The following is a 16,438-nucleotide window of genomic DNA, read 5'->3' as shown; positions in this document are numbered from 1 at the left end:
GCTTTTGCTTGAGATACTCAAAGGCAATGTTGGCTGAAGCGCGATAGGCTAACAAAACAATATTCTGATAGCCTTGCTGCTGTAAGTACGAAATACCAGCGTTCACGTGCGCAAGCGCTTTGTCTTGGTAGGGAATTGCTTTTAGCTGCTTTTCTTTATCGGCAAGGTCTATATCAACAGGTTTATCTGGATCAGAACTGTCTTCGGTAACTGCATCGTCTTTGTCTGCCGCTTGCTCACTTTTTTCCGCCTCACCATCTGACTTATCTTTTCCACTATCCTCGTTTTTGGCTGTCTTGTTGTTTAATGCTTCTGCCAAAGCAGGGCTTAGTTCAAGCTCATCAAATTTCTTTACTGGTAAAGCTCGCTCTGGGACTTTGTCTATGGAAGCGCCTGGTAATGAGAGCGCCAAGGTATACCAACCCGCCTCTGGAAGCCCACTGCGTACAGGCCTTATTACTTGAGGCCAGTCCGCATGCTGGCCGATACCAGGAACCAATAAAACAGCACCATGTTGTTGCGGCTTTTGAGAAGGTCTTTGTAAAGCCAGAACCTGAACACTTCCAGCAGAAGAACCACCTTCAGGTATGGGGTACTCAACATCCAGCCAAACTACTTCTTTTTGCCTCAATTCCGATATCAGGGCTTGCTGAGTCACCTTATCTAGATCTATATGTCCAACTCTAAGCGCCTCACTCTTGGTTTCACTTTCTTCTTTGCCTTCAGAGGCGTCAGGTGCATCTTCCGCCAGCACCATGCTAGAACTGAATATAAGAGTAACAAGAGCAAGGCAAAACCATTTCATATAAAAACTCATCTTAGTGACACTCGGAGGCACAAACCTATCATCAATAGGCTTAACACTTTACTTATCGGCAACTAAACTATTCGCACCAGCGCTTCTACGTTAGAATAGCGCAAATTATTAATTCCGAGGAAACCATGAGCCAATTTTTGATCGCCCCCTCTATTCTTTCTGCCGACTTTGCACGCCTAGGTGAAGAAGTCGAGAATGTTCTCGAAGCCGGTGCTGATATCGTTCACTTCGATGTGATGGATAATCATTATGTCCCTAACCTGACAATTGGCCCAATGGTTTGTGAGGCGCTTCGAAAGCACGGCGTGACAGCTCCAATTGATGCTCACCTAATGGTGAAGCCAGTCGATGATATGATCAAAAGCTTTATCGATGCTGGTGCGACCTATATCACCTTTCATCCAGAGGCTTCTGAGCATATTGATCGCTCATTACAACTCATCAAAGATGGTGGCTGCAAGGCGGGCTTAGTTTTTAACCCGGCTACCCCCTTACACTACCTTGACCATACCCTTGACCAGCTCGATATGGTTTTGCTCATGTCCGTTAACCCCGGATTTGGCGGCCAAAAGTTTATTCCTGGTACACTCGATAAACTTCGACAAGCACGCAAGTTGATTAATGATTCAGGTAAAGATATCCGATTGGAAATTGACGGTGGCGTCAATATCAACAATATAGCCGAGATAGCACAAGCTGGTGCCGACACTTTTGTTGCCGGCTCAGCCATATTCAATACCGATGACTATCAGGCAACCATCGCAGCAATGAGAGCCAAGTTAGCTGGCATTTCCTAGCCCAAACGTCATCCAAGGCGCTCAGCTTGTTGCAAAACCGAGCGCCTACTTCCCCTAACTTCGCATTTTAGCGCCCCGGCGTATTTGACCAAGTAAGAGTAACCCCAAGCCCAGCAGGCTTAAGCTGGCAGGTTCTGGTACCGATACCACATCAGGGTTTGAACCCGGCTCAGTGAATGTCGGAATATCTGGTACGACAGGACCAGAAACAATAGGCGCCTGATAAAGTTGATCGGTATTAAAAGCCCCTTGGGAAGCTTGCCCCAAGACCCAAGCAAACGCTTCAGAGCTTTCTCCTGTGCCACTTAACTGTATTGAGCTACCCAAAGCCGTAGACGGTGACTCTACAACGCCAACATCGATACTTGTGGCGCCCAAAGCTGAACCATTTGTTGCGACAAGGGAGCCTTCGTAGCTAATAAACTGTACTAAGTCGCCCAGATTATTTACCAAGGCAATACCATCATTGCCACCATTTTGCAGACCACCAGAGCCGGTAAAGGGTAACACACCATAGCCTGCCTGCTGATCGGAAAAACTACCAGATAAGTCCCATGACATATAACGTCGGCCATTATTGCCATTATAAAACTCGAGTTGCCAACCAAGTAAGTCTGTACCACTTAAGCCTGCTATTTCAACAAACTCATTTTGATCAGCCCCCTGATTATCATAGTGAAACTCATTGATATAAACAGGTAAAGCTTGAAGTGATGAGGAAGCCAATAACACAGATAGCGCCATCGTTGGGCGCTTAAGAAAGTTCTTCATTTTTAAGTCCTTTTAAAAAGTATAGAAATAGATTCTGCAAACATCCTGTTCGCATTGAGCTAAGGATTCCTAGCCCTCAATTAATATACCTGTCTTAGCAAAAAAATGTAGTCTTTTTTAGCTTAAGCAGCTGCCTTGGCTAAAATTGCTATATTTAAAGCTATGAGAGTCTCAAATAGCGAGCTAGCATGCACCCTGAGCTATTGATTCACTCACAGGCCTGAGGTAATCTGTAGGCCGTTTTATACCTATTAATTGATTAGAGTAGAGAGACTGTTCAGTGTCTACATCCGTTCATAATTTCGCAGCCCTTCGTGCGCTGCTTCCCTGCCGCTGGCGAAGCTAGCTAATTGAGCACGCGCTCGTTCAATATTTGCAGCTCCTGCGCTGTATACCGCTTCGTTTTAATTAATAGATTATGAATTTAGTTAGGAACACCCTATGACACCTGAGCATTTTTCACAACTAGCGGCTCAAGGCTACAATCGCATTCCTGTCACGCGTGAAGTCTTGGCTGACCTCGATACGCCCTTAAGTACTTATCTTAAACTCGCTAACGGCACCTATTCTTATTTACTAGAGTCTGTTCATGGTGGCGAGAAATGGGGCCGATACTCCATCATCGGTTTGCCTTGTACGCAAGTACTTAGAATTTCTGGCTCCACAGCCACACTCGAGCAAGATGGCGAAATCATCGAGCGACACGAGTGCAGTGACCCTTTAGCTTTTGTTGAGGAATTCCAAACGCGTTTCAAGGTGCCCGAAATAGAAGGCTTACCACGCTTCAATGGCGGTTTGGTTGGCTACTTTGGTTATGACACCGTTCGATACATTGAACCAAAGCTTGCTGACAGCTGTCCTGAAGATCCTTTGGGTACACCTGATATCTTGCTTATGGTGTCTGACCAGCTGGTTGTATTCGATAACCTAAGTGGCAAGTTGATACTTATTCATCATGCAGACCCTGCCACTGAAGATGCTTATCAAATAGCTCAGTCGGTACTGGATTTATTGGTTCATCGTTTACGGAATAATACCTGCGCGGAGCCGGCTCAAGAAGCCACACAAACTGACATAAAAGAAAGCGACTTTATATCTGGATTTTCTGAAGACAAGTTTAAAGACGCTGTCGATACCATTAAGGAATACGTACTCTCTGGTGACGTGATGCAAACGGTGATTTCACAGCGCATGTCGATTCCGTTTACTGCTGAGCCTTTGAATCTGTATCGCTCCTTACGCTGTTTGAATCCTTCTCCCTATATGTACTTTTTGAACTTGGGCGAGTTTCATATTGTCGGCTCATCACCTGAAATACTTGCGCGCGTAGAAGAGGGTGAAGTTACTGTTCGGCCGATTGCTGGTACTCGCAAGCGCGGCATGAATGAAGAAGAAGACTTAGCCTTAGAGAAAGACCTACTCGCAGATCCTAAAGAATGCGCCGAGCATTTGATGCTAATCGATTTAGGACGAAATGATGCTGGCCGCGTTAGTGAAATTGGCAGTGTAGAGCTCACCGATAAAATGGTGATAGAGCGCTACTCTCATGTTATGCACATTGTCTCGAACGTGACCGGCAAGCTAAAACCCGATACCAGTCCGATTGATGTATTACGCGCGACTTTCCCTGCCGGTACTCTAAGTGGTGCCCCGAAAATTCGTGCGATGGAAATCATCGATGAGCTTGAGCCGGTTAAGCGGGGCGTTTATGGCGGCGCTGTTGGTTACCTCTCATGGAATGGCAATATGGACACGGCGATTGCCATTCGCACCGCGGTCATAAAAGACCAGGTATTGCATATTCAAGCCGGTGCGGGAGTCGTTGCAGACTCGGTACCGCAAAGTGAGTGGGATGAAACCATGAATAAAGGGCGCGCTGTATTCAGAGCGGTGGCAATGGCAACTCAAGGCTTAGACGGGTAAGGAGAAAAACAATGCTATTAATGATTGATAACTACGACTCGTTTACCTACAACGTTGTTCAGTACTTGGGCGAACTCGGTGCCGATGTTCATGTTTACCGTAACGATGAAATTACCATCGAAGAAATTGAAGCGCTAAAACCTAGTAAAATTGTGATTTCACCTGGCCCCTGTACGCCAAACGAAGCCGGTGTATCACTGGCTGCCATTGAGCACTTTAAAGGCAAGCTTCCAATTCTTGGTATTTGTTTGGGTCACCAAAGTATTGGCCAGGCTTTTGGCGGAAATATCATTCGTGCCGGGCAGGTGATGCACGGTAAGACTTCAGCCATGCATCATAACGATAGGGGCGTATTTAAGGGATTGACTAACCCTTTCACCGCAACCCGTTACCACTCACTGGTTATTTGTAAAGATACGCTACCTGATTGCCTGGAAATCACGGCATGGACTGAAAACGATGACGGTAGTGTCGAAGAGATCATGGGTGTTCGCCACAAGGAACTTGATATTGAAGGGGTTCAATTCCACCCTGAGTCAATTCTAAGTGAACACGGTCATGACTTACTTAAGAATTTCTTAGACCGATAAGATAAAACGATAAGCGAATAAAAATAGGTATACGCATGGATATTACTCAAGCTCTGGCAAAAGTCGTTGAAAACACCGACCTAGCAACCGATGAAATGCAGTCTGTCATGCAACAGATTATGACAGGCCAAGCGACAGAAGCTCAAATTGGCGGTTTCCTAGTTGCTTTGCGCATGAAAGGCGAAAGCATTGATGAAATTACCGGCGCTGCTCAGGTGATGCGAGAGCTCTCTACTAAAGTAGATATCAGCGGCGAACACTTGGTAGATACCTGTGGCACCGGCGGCGATGGTGCTAACTTGTTTAACGTCTCGACAGCCAGTGCATTTGTGGTAGCTGCAGCGGGTGGCAAGGTAGCAAAGCATGGTAACCGTAGCGTTTCTAGCAGCACTGGCAGTGCTGATGTACTCGAAGCTGCAGGCATTAATTTGTCTTTAAGCCCCGAGCAAGTACAGCGTTGTATTGAGGAAATTGGTGTTGGTTTTATGTTTGCACCAGCTCACCATAGCGCTATGAAGCATGCTATTGGCCCCCGGAAGCAGATGGCTATTCGTACCATCTTCAATATGCTTGGCCCCATGACTAACCCTGCTAACGTTGGTAAGCAAGTGATCGGCGTATTCAATAGTGCTTTGTGTAAGCCTATGGCTGAAGTATTAAAACGTCTGGGTAGCGAGCATGTACTCATCGTCCACGCGAGTGACGGCCTCGATGAGATCACTATTTCCGGCGACAGCCATGTCGCTGAACTCAAGGATGGCGTAGTCAGTGAATACACCATCAAACCAGAAGACTTTGACCTGGCGCGAGCTTCACTTGATGGCTTGGGTGTCGATAGTGCAGAACAAAGCCTAAACTTGATAAAAGCAGCTTTAGGAAAGGAACAAAGCGAGGCTGCGCAAAAAGCACGCTCAATTATTACTTTAAATGCCGGTGCAGCGATCTATGCTTCTGACCTGGCTAGTAGTTTGGCTGAAGGCGTTGAGCTGGCATCCGATTCCATTGGTTCTGGCGTAGCTTTAGCTAAATTAAATGACTTGGCGAGCTTTACGCGCGTATTTGCAGAATAACTTTATATACCGGATTCATTATGTCAGACGTTTCTTTTGGCCCAGATTCAGCCAGCGATAAAACTCCAACCATTCTGCGAAAGATTGTCGCACGCAAGTGGCAGGAAATTGAGGAAAGACAAAGCACGCTAAAGCTAGCCGACTGCAAGGCACAAGCCTTCGATCGGGATGAGACCCGCGGCTTTGTGCGGGCGATAGAATCCAAGAACGCGAACAATTTGCCTGCCATTATTGCCGAGATCAAGAAGGCATCACCAAGCAAAGGAATTATTCGAGAGGACTTTGTACCTGCCGCCATTGCCGAAAGTTATGAGAAGGCCGGTGCAGCCTGTTTATCGGTACTTACTGACCGTGATTTTTTCCAAGGCCATGAGGACTATTTGCAACAAGCACGTGCTGCGAGCGCCTTGCCGATTATCCGTAAGGATTTTATGGTCGCGCCTTATCAGATCTACGAAAGCCGCGTTGTGAATGCTGATTGCGTGCTACTGATTGCCGCTTGCCTAACAAAAGATCAAATGCAGGAGTTAAGTGGCATCGCCCATGAAATCGGCCTGGATGTTTTGGTCGAAGTTCATAATGAAGCAGAGCTTAAAGATGCCTTAACGCTGGAAACTCGCTTAATCGGCATTAATAATCGGGACCTTCACTCTTTCGAAGTATCACTCGACAACACCTTTAACTTATTGAAGCAGATTCCCGAAGATAGGATTGTGGTCACAGAAAGCGGCATACATGCTCGAGAAGACGTGATCGCTATGCAAGAACGTGATGTGAACGCCTTCTTAGTCGGTGAAGCATTTATGCGGGCGGCAGACCCGGGTAAGGAGTTAGAGCGTTTGTTTTTTTAGGTATTTATAGGCAGTCATACTGTGACTGCCTATCAAATGATACTGAAACCATATCATAGCCATGACGAGATAGGTCTTTTATTAACTGCCTATCTGCCAAGACAGTATTACAAATCTGGTGAATACTGCCTTGAAGATCATTACTGGCAAGTCGCAAATCAAAATCCATCACTAAGTAGCGCATGCTGCCATACTCATCAGCATGCACCTGATTAACACTTTCATAGTTGATAAAGCGATACGAGCTATCGGCATTGAAGTGTGATTCCAGACGAGAAGAAAGTTCATCAGCTTCAGCAACTGCCGCCAATGAAAACATCATGGCAAATAATACCAAGCCTTGTAGTATTGACTGTAGGCTCTTATTAGACTTTCTTTCTTCCAGGTTCCAGATCATATTTCACCACGCTCTTCGTTTAGGTAGCTCTAGTTTAACGAAGAGGGTGCTTAAATATTAGTCTGTCAGCAATGGTTTTACCCTTGTTTACACTTGCTCAGACTTTAAGCTTCTCGGTGAAAGGAGGCCAACCCAAAGGTTTACCAGCGATTAAATGCAGGTGTACGTGGTAGACGCTTTGTCCACCATATTCATTGCAATTCATCACAACACGGTAACCATCTTCTGCGAAGCCCATATCGGCGGCAATATTCTTGGCAACAAAGAACAAATGTCCAAATGTTTCCTTATCACCTTCATCCATATCGTTAATCGTCGCGATTGGTTTTTTAGGGATGATAAGCAAGTGTACGGGAGCGGTTGGCTGAATATCCTTGAATGCCAGGCAGATGTCATCTTCATAGACGATATCTGCAGGAATCTGACGATCAATAATTTTGGTAAATAGCGTTTCTGTCATTGTTTTTTCCTCGTTTGCTTCCTTTAGGCTTGAGCAAGTTTAGGCAAGTTACCTATTGCGCCCACCGCATACTGCATCACTTTATTTTTCGCAGGCCCGGAATTATTTGCTAGACCCAGGCCTATATTTCTTACCACCCTTAGCGGCAGCAACTCATTACTAAAGCCATGATAGAACATATCCATAATGCTCATCATTTTCTGGTTCTCTGGTCGTCTACTTTTTTGATAACGCTGCAGGACTTCAAGGCTAGCAATATCTTCGCCCGCTAAGTGTGCTTGCCCCAGAATTTCGATTAGCATCGCAGCATCCATAAAGCCCAGATTAACGCCCTGCCCGGCTAAAGGATTGATAGTATGTGCTGCATCCCCCGCCAATGCCACACCCTGGCGGACATAGTTAATGGCATGGGACTTAAATAAAGGGAAGCTAGCGTGCTCTACAATGCGTGTAATGGTAGGAAGCTCTGAAGGATAAGCAGCTTTGATCGTCGCTAACAGCTCCTCGTTACCCATCTGCGATAATTTGCCGACACTTTCAGGCAAGTCGTACCAGACGAGTGAGCCAAAGTGTTCCTTACCACTATCGGCCAAGGGCAAAAATGCCAAGGGTCCATGAGAGGTGAATGACTGCCAGGTAATATCTTCCTGACTGCCTTCATACGCAGCAGTGCAGACAAAAGCATGCTGCGCATATTTGTCTTTATATTGACCGAGGCTGGCTTGTTCTCGCACACGTGACTGTGCGCCATCGGCACCAATCACTACGCGCCCGCTAATGTCTCCTGCTTTTGATAGTGTCAGGGTTTTCAGCTCACCATCCAATTCCATCTCTTCAATTTTGTCTGGACAATAGACGCTAACATTTTCCAGGCCGTTCATTGCTTCATGCAAAGCGAGATGAACAATATCATTCTCAATAATATTGCCAAGATGACTCTGGCCAATCTGACTGCAATCAAACTCGGTTCTTGCCCATGTCGAGATGTCAGGCAATAAGGCAGATAGCCCCTTTTTAGCAGGCATCTCATTTACTGCTAAACGTCGATAAGGACATAAGCGTTTGCCTTCGATATATTGCCATGCACCTAGGTTTTTTAATATCTGTTCACTCGCATAGCTGATCGCCGATACCCGAATGTGAGGTGCTTCGCCTTCTACGTACGCAGGGGGTAATAGCGGGTCAATGACCGCAACTTTAAAGTTCGATCGAGCCAATCCACAGGCAATGGCAGCGCCGACCATACCGGCACCGACAATCACTACATCATATTGCTTGGTCATGCTTTTCCTCTCAGCAAATCTTTTGCAGTATTATGCAAGAACTTCCCAACAATCACACCTTTGAGCTTATAATATCGCCTGTAATACCCAGTGAAGGACAATAAAAAGATGCGTCTTAATCAATTATCAAATAATGTGTTTTTTAACTTCAAGCAATACGGTTTGACTTTGTTCATCTTGCTCAGCTTAAGTTTCTCTTTTTCACTTCAAGCCGCTGGCTTTCCGCAACGTCTGATAGAAGGAAATTCACAACCCTCTCTCGCGCCGATCATTAAGGAGTCAGCGCCAGCCGTGGTTAATATTGCGACCTATACCATTCAGCGTAAATATAACCCTTTACTACAGTCACCATTTTTTCGACATTTCTTCTCTTTTCCTGATGAAATTGAAGAGTCACGCCAAGTTCAAAGTGCTGGCTCCGGTGTAATAGTTGATGCAAAAGAAGGCTATATTCTTACCAATCATCATGTCATTGCTGACTCTAACGATATCGAAGTAAAACTTCAGGACGGGCGTCAATTCAAAGCCACCTTAGTAGGTTCCGACAAGAAGGTTGATATCGCTTTGCTGAAGATCGATGCAGAAAAGTTGTCATCTTTGAAAATCGCCGACTCTAACTCCCTAGCCGTTGGCGACTTTGTAATTGCCATTGGTAACCCCTTTGGTATTGGGCAAACGGTGACTACTGGAATTGTCAGCGCACTTGGGCGGAATGGTCTTGGCATCCAGGGGTACGAAGATTTTATTCAAACCGATGCCTCCATTAACCCCGGCAATTCAGGCGGCGCATTAATTGACCTCAATGGCAACTTAGTTGGCATCAACTCCGCCATTATCGCTCCAGCCGGAGGAAACGTTGGCATTGGCTTTGCCATTCCAACTGAAGTCAGCCAATCAGTTATGTCACAACTTATCCAGTTTGGTGAAGTAAAACGCGGCGGTATCGGTGCCCGTTTCCAAGACTTAAGCCCTGAGTTAGCTGAAGCCTTCTCGTTCGGAACACATCAGCTTAATACCTATCAGGGGGCTATTGTCAGTAGTATCGAGGATGGCAGCGCAGCAGATGATGCAGGTCTAAAGCAGGGCGACATTATTACTAAGGCAAATGGTCGGGCCATCAGGAATGCCAATGATATCCAAAACAGAATTGGACTTTCTGCAATTGGCAGAACCCTTGATCTTGAGATTATTCGCAATGGCAATAACAAAGCGCTCGAAATTGAGATCGAAGCCATACCTGTCCCGGAAATAGCTGGTGACAAAGTCTCTTCTTATTTGAGCGGAAGCCTGTTAATGGATCTCATTCCAAGTGATCAAGAAGAAGCTATTGGCATTCAGGTTAAAGAACTGAGCAATAATTCGATCGCTAAACGAGTAGGCTTTGAGCAAGGGGATATAATCTTCGCGGTCAACCGAAGCAGGATTAGAAATATTGCAGAGCTTAAGTCTTATTTGAGGCAGCGAAATGTGCAGGCATTTCGCATCCGACGAGGATACGAAGACCTGATTCTCTATGTTCGCTAGCAATTAAAAGAATAAATCCCCGAGCCGCAGTTCAGGCCGCCTGCTGTAAGGCCCGGAGATTGTAAACGGTAAACAATAGAAGGCTAGGTTTTCTACCCGGCCTTCTTCTTTAACAACCAGCTTGGCTTCTTCATACCAATCTTTGCGAAGCCCTCATTTAGCGTCATCGGATACGCTAGTTCCATATAATCAGAGAGCTTCATTTTAATCACTTCGTGGTGATTTCCTGCTCTAAAGGCAATATCACCGGTTTCATCGAACCCTTCATACATATAGATGGGGACATCATATAAATTGCCGAATGGTGGCATAGCACCCACTTCGCATGATGGGAAACGGTCTTTAAATTCATCTTCTGTTGCCAGGGCGACCAGCTCGGTTCCCATGGCTCTCATAAATTGATCCCAGCGTATTCGACATGATGCGGGTAGCACCACCATCGACATACAACCGTCCAAATTGACCATAACGGTTTTCGCCATTTGGTCACCTTTAAGTTTAATACGTTCAGCGATCTCTTTTGCGGTATATGCTACCGAATGTTCTATTGATACGTATTGAACGTCATTCGAATCTAGATATTGCTTTAGCTGTTCAACTGGCATTTCCAGTACCTCTATAACTGCCTAACACTCGTTATTTTTGTCTTTAGTAGATCGAGACAATCGTCATTATTGCTTTGTCTCAGTCACTTCGTATTTCTGAAGCGCTATGCACAGGCAGATAGAGACCAGCAAAATTCGTTGATACTAAATTCTTTCTTAACTTCATCTTAGTCACGAACAAAGATAAGTTGAAGTAACAAAAAGTATCTTTTTATTAGCGTCGTTTATAGATGAGTTTTTTTCCAGTTTTTCAGCAGTATTATCACACTTGTTTTCATTCTTTCGCAGGTTAGGAAATACGTTTATTAATAAAAAAGGCGCTCAAAAGAGCGCCTTTTATCAGCAAAACAAATAACGTCTTAAATAACCGGCGCTAGTGCGTAGGTTATTGAACTGTATGCATATGTACGTCTTGTTGAGGGAACGGAATACTAATTCCTTGCTCATCAAACGCTTTCTTAACTGCTTCGAACATTGTGAAGTGAACTGCCCAGTAGTCCGCCGTCTTAGTCCAAACCCTAACGGTAAAGTTGACTGAACTATCCGCTAATTCAGAGATCGCAATCAAATGCTCAGGATCTTTTAATACACGAGAATCTGAAGTGATCAAGCCTTCAATAATCGCTTTCGCTTTATCAATATCATCGCTATAACCAATACCAAAAACGAAATCAACACGGCGAGTATCCAGCTGGTTGATATTAACCATACTGCTATTTGATAGGGCACCGTTTGGAATAATAACGACACGATTATCTGCCGTAGTTAGAATAGTGTTAAAGATCTGAATTTCCTTAACGACACCAATATGGCCTTGAGCATCAATTAAGTCGCCTACTTTGAAAGGCTTGAATAGCAAGATCAAAACACCGCCAGCGAAGTTTGACAAACTGCCCTGCAATGCCAAACCAACGGCCAAGCCAGCAGCACCGAGTACTGCAACGAAAGAAGTAGTTTCAATACCAACCATTGATGCAACAGCAATCAATAGCATCATCTTGAAGATGACTGACGCCAGGCTACTGACAAACGAACCAAGCGTTGGATCCGCTTTAGACGTAAAATGCTTTTCAACCTTGCTAACAATTCGATTTATCACCCAAAGACCAATTATCAAGGTAACAATAGCCAGAACAACTTTTGGCCCGTAAAGAATTGCAGCTTCTACAGCTATATCAGCATAGCCTTCTAGCTTATCTGTAGTTTCAGTTATATTTTCCATAGTCTTCCTTTTTTACCCTAGTTTAAAAGTAACTTTATTGTATTATCTATGATGCATCGAAATGCTGTTGTTATTATTCCTCGCAGCATAAAGTAGCTACACTAAGCTGGTCAACTTAACACTGTCAATCATCATTAAAATGTCATGAATACTGTCGATACACTCAACGCTAACTTAAATAAAACTCTCGCTAAAGGTCGTGTCAAGGCGACTAAACCTCCCGCCTGCCCTGCAATCGGCCTTTACCTGTTTGACCCCACTGTATTACAGGGCCCACTTAGCCATGACGAAGCACAGGCTGTTGTGGCCGAACCTGCCTACTGGTCTTTTTGTTGGGCAAGTGGACAGGTTTTGGCTCAGTTCATTCTGGAGAACCCGGAATATGTGCGTGGTAAGACAGTGCTAGATTTTGGTAGCGGCTCGGGTGTTGTTGCAGTCGCTGCTGCCAAGGCTGGTGCCAAAAAAGTCATAGCTTGTGATATCGACTCAGACGCTCTTGAAGCTTGTCGTGCAAATGCCGAACTCAACTCTCTGAGCTTTGACTACTCTGAAGACTTTATGGCTTTTGATGAAGAGCTCGACCTGATCACCGCGGCGGATGTACTATATGACAAAGATAATCACGACTTGCTAGATTTGTTTACCACTAAATGTCCTCAAGTACTTCTTGCTGACTCCCGCGTAAAAGTACTGCCCTCTTCCGCTTACGATTTGCTTGAAGTAAAAGAAGCCCGTACTTGTCCAGACCTAAATGAGTTTGAAGAATTTAACAAGGTGCGTATTTACCACTCAAACACTTGCTCTTAATAGTTGGCGCAATAAGGATCAGGTAAATCACTGTGCCTAACAAGTCTACAAACCAATCAATTAGCTCGAAACTACGGTGGGGCAAGTAAGCCTGAATAAGCTCAATACCCAGACCAAAGCAAGCCAAGCAAAATAGTATTGCCCTTAAACCTAGCCTTGGATAGGCAATTTGAACCAATAAAGAAAGTACAAAAAATACTACTAGGTGGAGCACCTTGTCACTCACATTAACTTGCTCCAGCCCCGTAAGGGGTGAAAACGCGGCAATACAAGAGACCAGCAAAGCAAGGTACAAAACGATTTTGTTCAGCCAGGTAAACTGGATTATCTGACTAAAAAGGTGTAGCACTTGAGAACTCCATAAAAGTTTTAGTCTTTGGCTGGTAGATACTTAAGTCTGTGGCATGTAGGCATAAACGGCTACTAGCCTTTAATGCCGACTCGTGAGCATAAAGCCCATCGCCCAATATTGGATGGCCGGTATATAGCATATGAACACGTAGTTGATGAGAGCGACCTGTTATCGGCGTGAGGATGACTCTCGATGCCTGTTCTGAGCGAGTCGTACATTGATAGAAGGTCTGAGCAGCTTTACCTTCATGTGAAATCATCTGTCGAGGCCGATTGGGCCAGTCGGTCTTCAATGGCTGATTAACTTCGCCACTTTCATCTTCCATAAAGCCATAAACCAAGGCTTCATAGCGCTTTTTGACTTCTCTGTCATGAAACTGCCTACTAAGCTCCCTGTGGGAATCCGCATCAAGCGCCAAGACCATCAAGCCCGAGGTTGCGCAATCCAAACGATGAACCACCCTGATAGTGGGAAATTGGTCTTGTAAGCGGCTCAGCAAGCAATCAGCTTTGTCGGGGCCTCTGCCCGGAACTGATAGCAAACCGGAGGGCTTATTAACCACCACAAGCTGTTCATCTGAATAAACAATCTCGATTTGAAAATCTGGACGCATTGGCTACAACTACCTAGTGACATTACTTTGATTTCATCAGAGCACTGCTGAAACTCCAAGCGAGCTATTATACACTGCCTACAACCCTATTAAGCCCTATAAATTTCTTAGACGATATTCTGATCAGGAGCGAATCTTCACATGAAGGGAAATATGTTTACCGGCTTTGGCTATCTGGCTCAAGGTTTCAAGATCATTTGCCAGCCCGGCTTTCGCCTATTTTTACTGGTTCCTTTAACCGTAAATATCATCTTGTTTACGCTGCTCATCATGTGGGCATATAGCCTAGTAGACGGTTGGATGGCGACCTTATTGTCTTGGGTCCCAGAATGGCTAGGATTCATGGAGTGGTTATTCTGGGGAATCTACTTCTTAGCCATCTTAATGACGCTGTTTTATGGCTTTATTGCCGCCGCGAATTTAATCGGCGCTCCTTTTTATGGCTACCTGGCAGAACTCACTGAAAAGCACTTAAGCGGCCAAGATAAAGGTGAAGACTTCTCATGGAGCGAGCTACTGGCAATGGTTCCCAGAACCATCATGCGAGAACTCCAAAAGCTTGTTTATTATATCCCGCGGGTGCTAGTGCTATTGGTTTTAGGCTTAATCCCCGGCTTGAATGTGATTATTGCTGTTATCTGGATTATTTTCTCAGCCTGGATGATGGCCATTCAATATATCGACTACCCGGCAGATAATAATAAGATGAGCTTCCCCGATATGAAAAACTACCTGGCTAGCCATCGTCTGACATCACTAGGTTTTGGGCTGGTAACGTTTGGGGCAACGCTTCTGCCTATCGTGAATTTTCTGGCACTGCCCGCTGCGGTGTGTGGCGCGGTCGCATTTTGGGTAAACGAAGAAAGATCTTTAGGCAATATCAATATGAACTTTGAAGCAGAGGCGCAGAAAAAGCTATCCAAGTAAATGCAGATAGCTCATCAAGATGCATTTGCTAGCGCTTTCTGTTCATTAGCCGAGCTACTGGAAACCATTATCGATGCCGGGAAGTGACAAATAAACTCACTGCCTATGCCTTCTTCACTATGGATTTCCAGCTCGGCATTATGATTGATCAATACATGCTTCACGATCGCTAAGCCCAAGCCTGAGCCGCCACTTGAGTGGTCTCTGCTGGGGTCCGTTCGATAGAAGCGTTCCGTCAAGTGAGGGATGTGAACGGAATCAAAACCTTCACCGGTATCACGCACACAAAAGTGAGCACCTTCTTCATCCAGCCACCAGCTGATGTCGATATCACCACCGGTGGGCGTATACTTAACTGCATTAAACGCAAGGTTTGAGAAGGCGCTATAAAGCTGACGAGAGTCACCGGTAAATAAACAGGGTTTGGTGCTTTCAAAGTCCAAACGAATATTCTGATTTTTGTCAGCGCTAAAGGCTCGTGCGTCGCGGTAGACTTCTTGTAGTACCGGTTCGATATCGATCGCTTGAGTATTACTAGGCAGGCCTTCAGTTTCATACTTGGCGAGTAACAAGAGGTCACTAATCAGGCTTTCCATCCGTTTCGTTTGCTCTTGCATTGAATTTAAGGCTCTTCGCCACTTCTTAGGTGTATCTTCAGCATCCTGGAAGGTTTCGATATAACCTCTAATAACCGTCAATGGCGTTCTCATATCATGAGAAACATTGCTAACGAAGTCACGCCGCATCTGTTCAAGTCGCTGCACACGCGTCACATCTTGCGCGAAAACCAAGCGGTCATCTTTGCCAAACAAAGTGATATGTACTTGCAAAGTTGCACTTTTATTTAAAGGTGAACGTAGCTCTAAAGGTTCGTCGTAATTCTTGCTTTCAAAATATCGCTTAAAGGAAGGGTCTCTAAGCAAATTTGTTATCAGCTGACCTCTATCTGACTCTCGTTTAAAGCCAAGTACTGTACTTGCAGAGTCATTCCACCAGTCCATCGCACCTTCAGAGTTAGTCATGACGACAGCCTCTTTTAGTGCATTGGTAGATAATTGGACACGAGCAATCATTGACCGCAAGTTTTCTTGAGTAATGCGATTTTGATATTGAATTTGATATAGACCGTCAAACAGATCGCCCCATAAACCATGGCTTTCGGGAATTGCTTGGTCTTCTTGTACACTGTAAAGCCAACGATGCAGCTTAACAGCCTGGCTGATTGTCCAGGCTAAGTAGGCAAAGCAGCCAATCGCGAGAACCCACGCTAATTCCCCAATCAGCAGGCCAAGTACCAGCAAGCCAATCACAGCCCAAAAAAGGGAGTATAAGTGACCGATGATTCGTTTGTGCATAACCTTATGCTCCAGCACAGGAAGACAGATTCATTCTCTGATTCAATAGTTTGCCATTAAAACGCAAACGGTAC

General features: G+C 45.1%; 18 protein-coding genes. 8 read left to right on the top strand and 10 right to left on the bottom strand.

Annotated features, from left to right (window positions below):
- Positions 1 to 805, bottom strand: an 805-nt coding sequence (locus A3766_RS23450; protein ID WP_197479702.1) for a DUF3530 family protein, incomplete at its 3' end; no start/stop codon positions are given.
- A 137-nt stretch (positions 806 to 942) separates the two neighbouring features.
- On the opposite strand from A3766_RS23450, the gene rpe reads away from it, so the two are divergent.
- Positions 943 to 1,614: a ribulose-phosphate 3-epimerase gene (gene rpe / locus A3766_RS23445; protein WP_068513466.1), complete on the top strand. Its 672-nt coding sequence runs from the start codon at positions 943 to 945 to the stop codon at positions 1,612 to 1,614.
- A gap of 54 nt (positions 1,615 to 1,668) precedes the next feature.
- Here the strand turns inward: rpe and A3766_RS23440 are convergent, their stop codons facing one another.
- A complete protein-coding gene (locus A3766_RS23440) occupies positions 1,669 to 2,385 on the bottom strand; it encodes a PEP-CTERM sorting domain-containing protein (RefSeq protein ID WP_068643059.1) in 717 nt (238 codons plus the stop codon).
- 441 nt (positions 2,386 to 2,826) lie between these two features.
- Here A3766_RS23440 and trpE point away from each other — a divergent pair, with 441 nt between their 5' ends.
- The 4 genes from trpE to trpC are packed head-to-tail and all read left to right on the top strand — an operon-like array spanning position 2,827 to position 6,819.
- Positions 2,827 to 4,308, top strand: a complete 1,482-nt coding sequence (gene trpE, locus A3766_RS23435) for an anthranilate synthase component I (protein ID WP_068514455.1) — start codon at positions 2,827 to 2,829, stop codon at positions 4,306 to 4,308.
- Positions 4,309 to 4,319: 11 nt separating this feature from the next.
- The gene (locus A3766_RS23430) at positions 4,320 to 4,898 is read left to right on the top strand and encodes an aminodeoxychorismate/anthranilate synthase component II (RefSeq protein ID WP_068514458.1); all 579 of its coding nucleotides are present in this window, start codon (positions 4,320 to 4,322) and stop codon (positions 4,896 to 4,898) included.
- A 35-nt stretch (positions 4,899 to 4,933) separates the two neighbouring features.
- Positions 4,934 to 5,968, top strand: coding sequence for an anthranilate phosphoribosyltransferase (gene trpD / locus A3766_RS23425; RefSeq protein ID WP_068514460.1), 1,035 nt, complete (start codon positions 4,934 to 4,936; stop codon positions 5,966 to 5,968).
- Between the two features lie 20 nt (positions 5,969 to 5,988).
- Positions 5,989 to 6,819: an indole-3-glycerol phosphate synthase TrpC gene (gene trpC / locus A3766_RS23420; protein ID WP_068514462.1), complete on the top strand. Its 831-nt coding sequence runs from the start codon at positions 5,989 to 5,991 to the stop codon at positions 6,817 to 6,819.
- Between the two features lie 4 nt (positions 6,820 to 6,823).
- On the opposite strand, the gene A3766_RS23415 is transcribed toward trpC, so the two are convergent.
- The 3 genes from A3766_RS23415 to A3766_RS23405 form a co-directional block, all read right to left on the bottom strand.
- Positions 6,824 to 7,216, bottom strand: a complete 393-nt coding sequence (locus tag A3766_RS23415; RefSeq protein ID WP_082885884.1) for a hypothetical protein — start codon at positions 7,214 to 7,216, stop codon at positions 6,824 to 6,826.
- 97 nt (positions 7,217 to 7,313) lie between these two features.
- The gene (locus A3766_RS23410; RefSeq protein ID WP_068514465.1) at positions 7,314 to 7,676 is read right to left on the bottom strand and encodes a histidine triad nucleotide-binding protein; all 363 of its coding nucleotides are present in this window, start codon (positions 7,674 to 7,676) and stop codon (positions 7,314 to 7,316) included.
- Between the two features lie 23 nt (positions 7,677 to 7,699).
- Positions 7,700 to 8,959 carry an FAD-dependent monooxygenase gene (locus A3766_RS23405; RefSeq protein ID WP_068643056.1) on the bottom strand — a complete coding sequence of 420 codons (1,260 nt, stop codon included), beginning with the start codon at positions 8,957 to 8,959 and terminating at the stop codon, positions 7,700 to 7,702.
- Between the two features lie 108 nt (positions 8,960 to 9,067).
- Between A3766_RS23405 and A3766_RS23400 the strand changes: the two genes are divergently transcribed.
- Positions 9,068 to 10,483 (top strand): Do family serine endopeptidase, encoded by a 1,416-nt coding sequence (locus A3766_RS23400; protein WP_068514468.1) that lies wholly within the window; start codon positions 9,068 to 9,070, stop codon positions 10,481 to 10,483.
- A gap of 92 nt (positions 10,484 to 10,575) precedes the next feature.
- Here A3766_RS23400 and A3766_RS23395 read toward each other — a convergent pair whose 3' ends face one another.
- Together A3766_RS23395 and A3766_RS23390 are read right to left on the bottom strand one after the other, a co-directional pair.
- Entirely contained in the window at positions 10,576 to 11,088 is a 513-nt protein-coding gene (locus A3766_RS23395) for an aminoacyl-tRNA deacylase (RefSeq protein WP_068509127.1), read from the bottom strand.
- Positions 11,089 to 11,473: 385 nt separating this feature from the next.
- Complete coding sequence (locus A3766_RS23390) at positions 11,474 to 12,310, bottom strand: mechanosensitive ion channel family protein (protein ID WP_068514472.1); 837 nt, start codon at positions 12,308 to 12,310, stop codon at positions 11,474 to 11,476.
- Between the two features lie 144 nt (positions 12,311 to 12,454).
- Here A3766_RS23390 and A3766_RS23385 point away from each other — a divergent pair, with 144 nt between their 5' ends.
- Positions 12,455 to 13,117, top strand: coding sequence for a methyltransferase (locus A3766_RS23385; protein ID WP_068510069.1), 663 nt, complete (start codon positions 12,455 to 12,457; stop codon positions 13,115 to 13,117).
- On the opposite strand, the gene A3766_RS32780 is transcribed toward A3766_RS23385, so the two are convergent.
- Positions 13,077 to 13,466, bottom strand: a complete 390-nt coding sequence (locus tag A3766_RS32780) for a VanZ family protein (protein ID WP_068643054.1) — start codon at positions 13,464 to 13,466, stop codon at positions 13,077 to 13,079. The two genes, A3766_RS23385 and A3766_RS32780, sit on opposite strands and share 41 nt — an antisense overlap.
- The gene (locus A3766_RS23375) at positions 13,450 to 14,082 is read right to left on the bottom strand and encodes an RluA family pseudouridine synthase (RefSeq protein WP_068510064.1); all 633 of its coding nucleotides are present in this window, start codon (positions 14,080 to 14,082) and stop codon (positions 13,450 to 13,452) included. Before A3766_RS23375 ends, A3766_RS32780 begins: the two co-directional genes overlap by 17 nt.
- Before the next feature lie 141 nt (positions 14,083 to 14,223).
- Here A3766_RS23375 and cysZ point away from each other — a divergent pair, with 141 nt between their 5' ends.
- Positions 14,224 to 15,009, top strand: a complete 786-nt coding sequence (cysZ, locus tag A3766_RS23370; RefSeq protein WP_068510062.1) for a sulfate transporter CysZ — start codon at positions 14,224 to 14,226, stop codon at positions 15,007 to 15,009.
- Positions 15,010 to 15,023: 14 nt separating this feature from the next.
- On the opposite strand, the gene phoR is transcribed toward cysZ, so the two are convergent.
- A complete protein-coding gene (gene phoR, locus A3766_RS23365; RefSeq protein ID WP_068510060.1) occupies positions 15,024 to 16,364 on the bottom strand; it encodes a phosphate regulon sensor histidine kinase PhoR in 1,341 nt (446 codons plus the stop codon).
- Positions 16,365 to 16,438: the final 74 nt, after the last annotated feature.

It is taken from the genome of Oleiphilus sp. HI0132 (genome assembly GCF_001635845.1).
This window is presented reverse-complemented; position numbering and strand designations above follow the sequence as displayed.

Coding starts and splice junctions, on each gene's coding strand:
- rpe (WP_068513466.1), top strand. CDS start 943: ATGAGCCAATTTTTGATCGCCCCCTCTATTCTTTCTGCCGACTTTGCA.
- A3766_RS23440 (WP_068643059.1), bottom strand. CDS start 2,385: ATGAAGAACTTTCTTAAGCGCCCAACGATGGCGCTATCTGTGTTATTG.
- trpE (WP_068514455.1), top strand. CDS start 2,827: ATGACACCTGAGCATTTTTCACAACTAGCGGCTCAAGGCTACAATCGC.
- A3766_RS23430 (WP_068514458.1), top strand. CDS start 4,320: ATGCTATTAATGATTGATAACTACGACTCGTTTACCTACAACGTTGTT.
- trpD (WP_068514460.1), top strand. CDS start 4,934: ATGGATATTACTCAAGCTCTGGCAAAAGTCGTTGAAAACACCGACCTA.
- trpC (WP_068514462.1), top strand. CDS start 5,989: ATGTCAGACGTTTCTTTTGGCCCAGATTCAGCCAGCGATAAAACTCCA.
- A3766_RS23415 (WP_082885884.1), bottom strand. CDS start 7,216: ATGATCTGGAACCTGGAAGAAAGAAAGTCTAATAAGAGCCTACAGTCA.
- A3766_RS23410 (WP_068514465.1), bottom strand. CDS start 7,676: ATGACAGAAACGCTATTTACCAAAATTATTGATCGTCAGATTCCTGCA.
- A3766_RS23405 (WP_068643056.1), bottom strand. CDS start 8,959: ATGACCAAGCAATATGATGTAGTGATTGTCGGTGCCGGTATGGTCGGC.
- A3766_RS23400 (WP_068514468.1), top strand. CDS start 9,068: ATGCGTCTTAATCAATTATCAAATAATGTGTTTTTTAACTTCAAGCAA.
- A3766_RS23395 (WP_068509127.1), bottom strand. CDS start 11,088: ATGCCAGTTGAACAGCTAAAGCAATATCTAGATTCGAATGACGTTCAA.
- A3766_RS23390 (WP_068514472.1), bottom strand. CDS start 12,310: ATGGAAAATATAACTGAAACTACAGATAAGCTAGAAGGCTATGCTGAT.
- A3766_RS23385 (WP_068510069.1), top strand. CDS start 12,455: ATGAATACTGTCGATACACTCAACGCTAACTTAAATAAAACTCTCGCT.
- A3766_RS23375 (WP_068510064.1), bottom strand. CDS start 14,082: ATGCGTCCAGATTTTCAAATCGAGATTGTTTATTCAGATGAACAGCTT.
- cysZ (WP_068510062.1), top strand. CDS start 14,224: ATGAAGGGAAATATGTTTACCGGCTTTGGCTATCTGGCTCAAGGTTTC.
- phoR (WP_068510060.1), bottom strand. CDS start 16,364: ATGCACAAACGAATCATCGGTCACTTATACTCCCTTTTTTGGGCTGTG.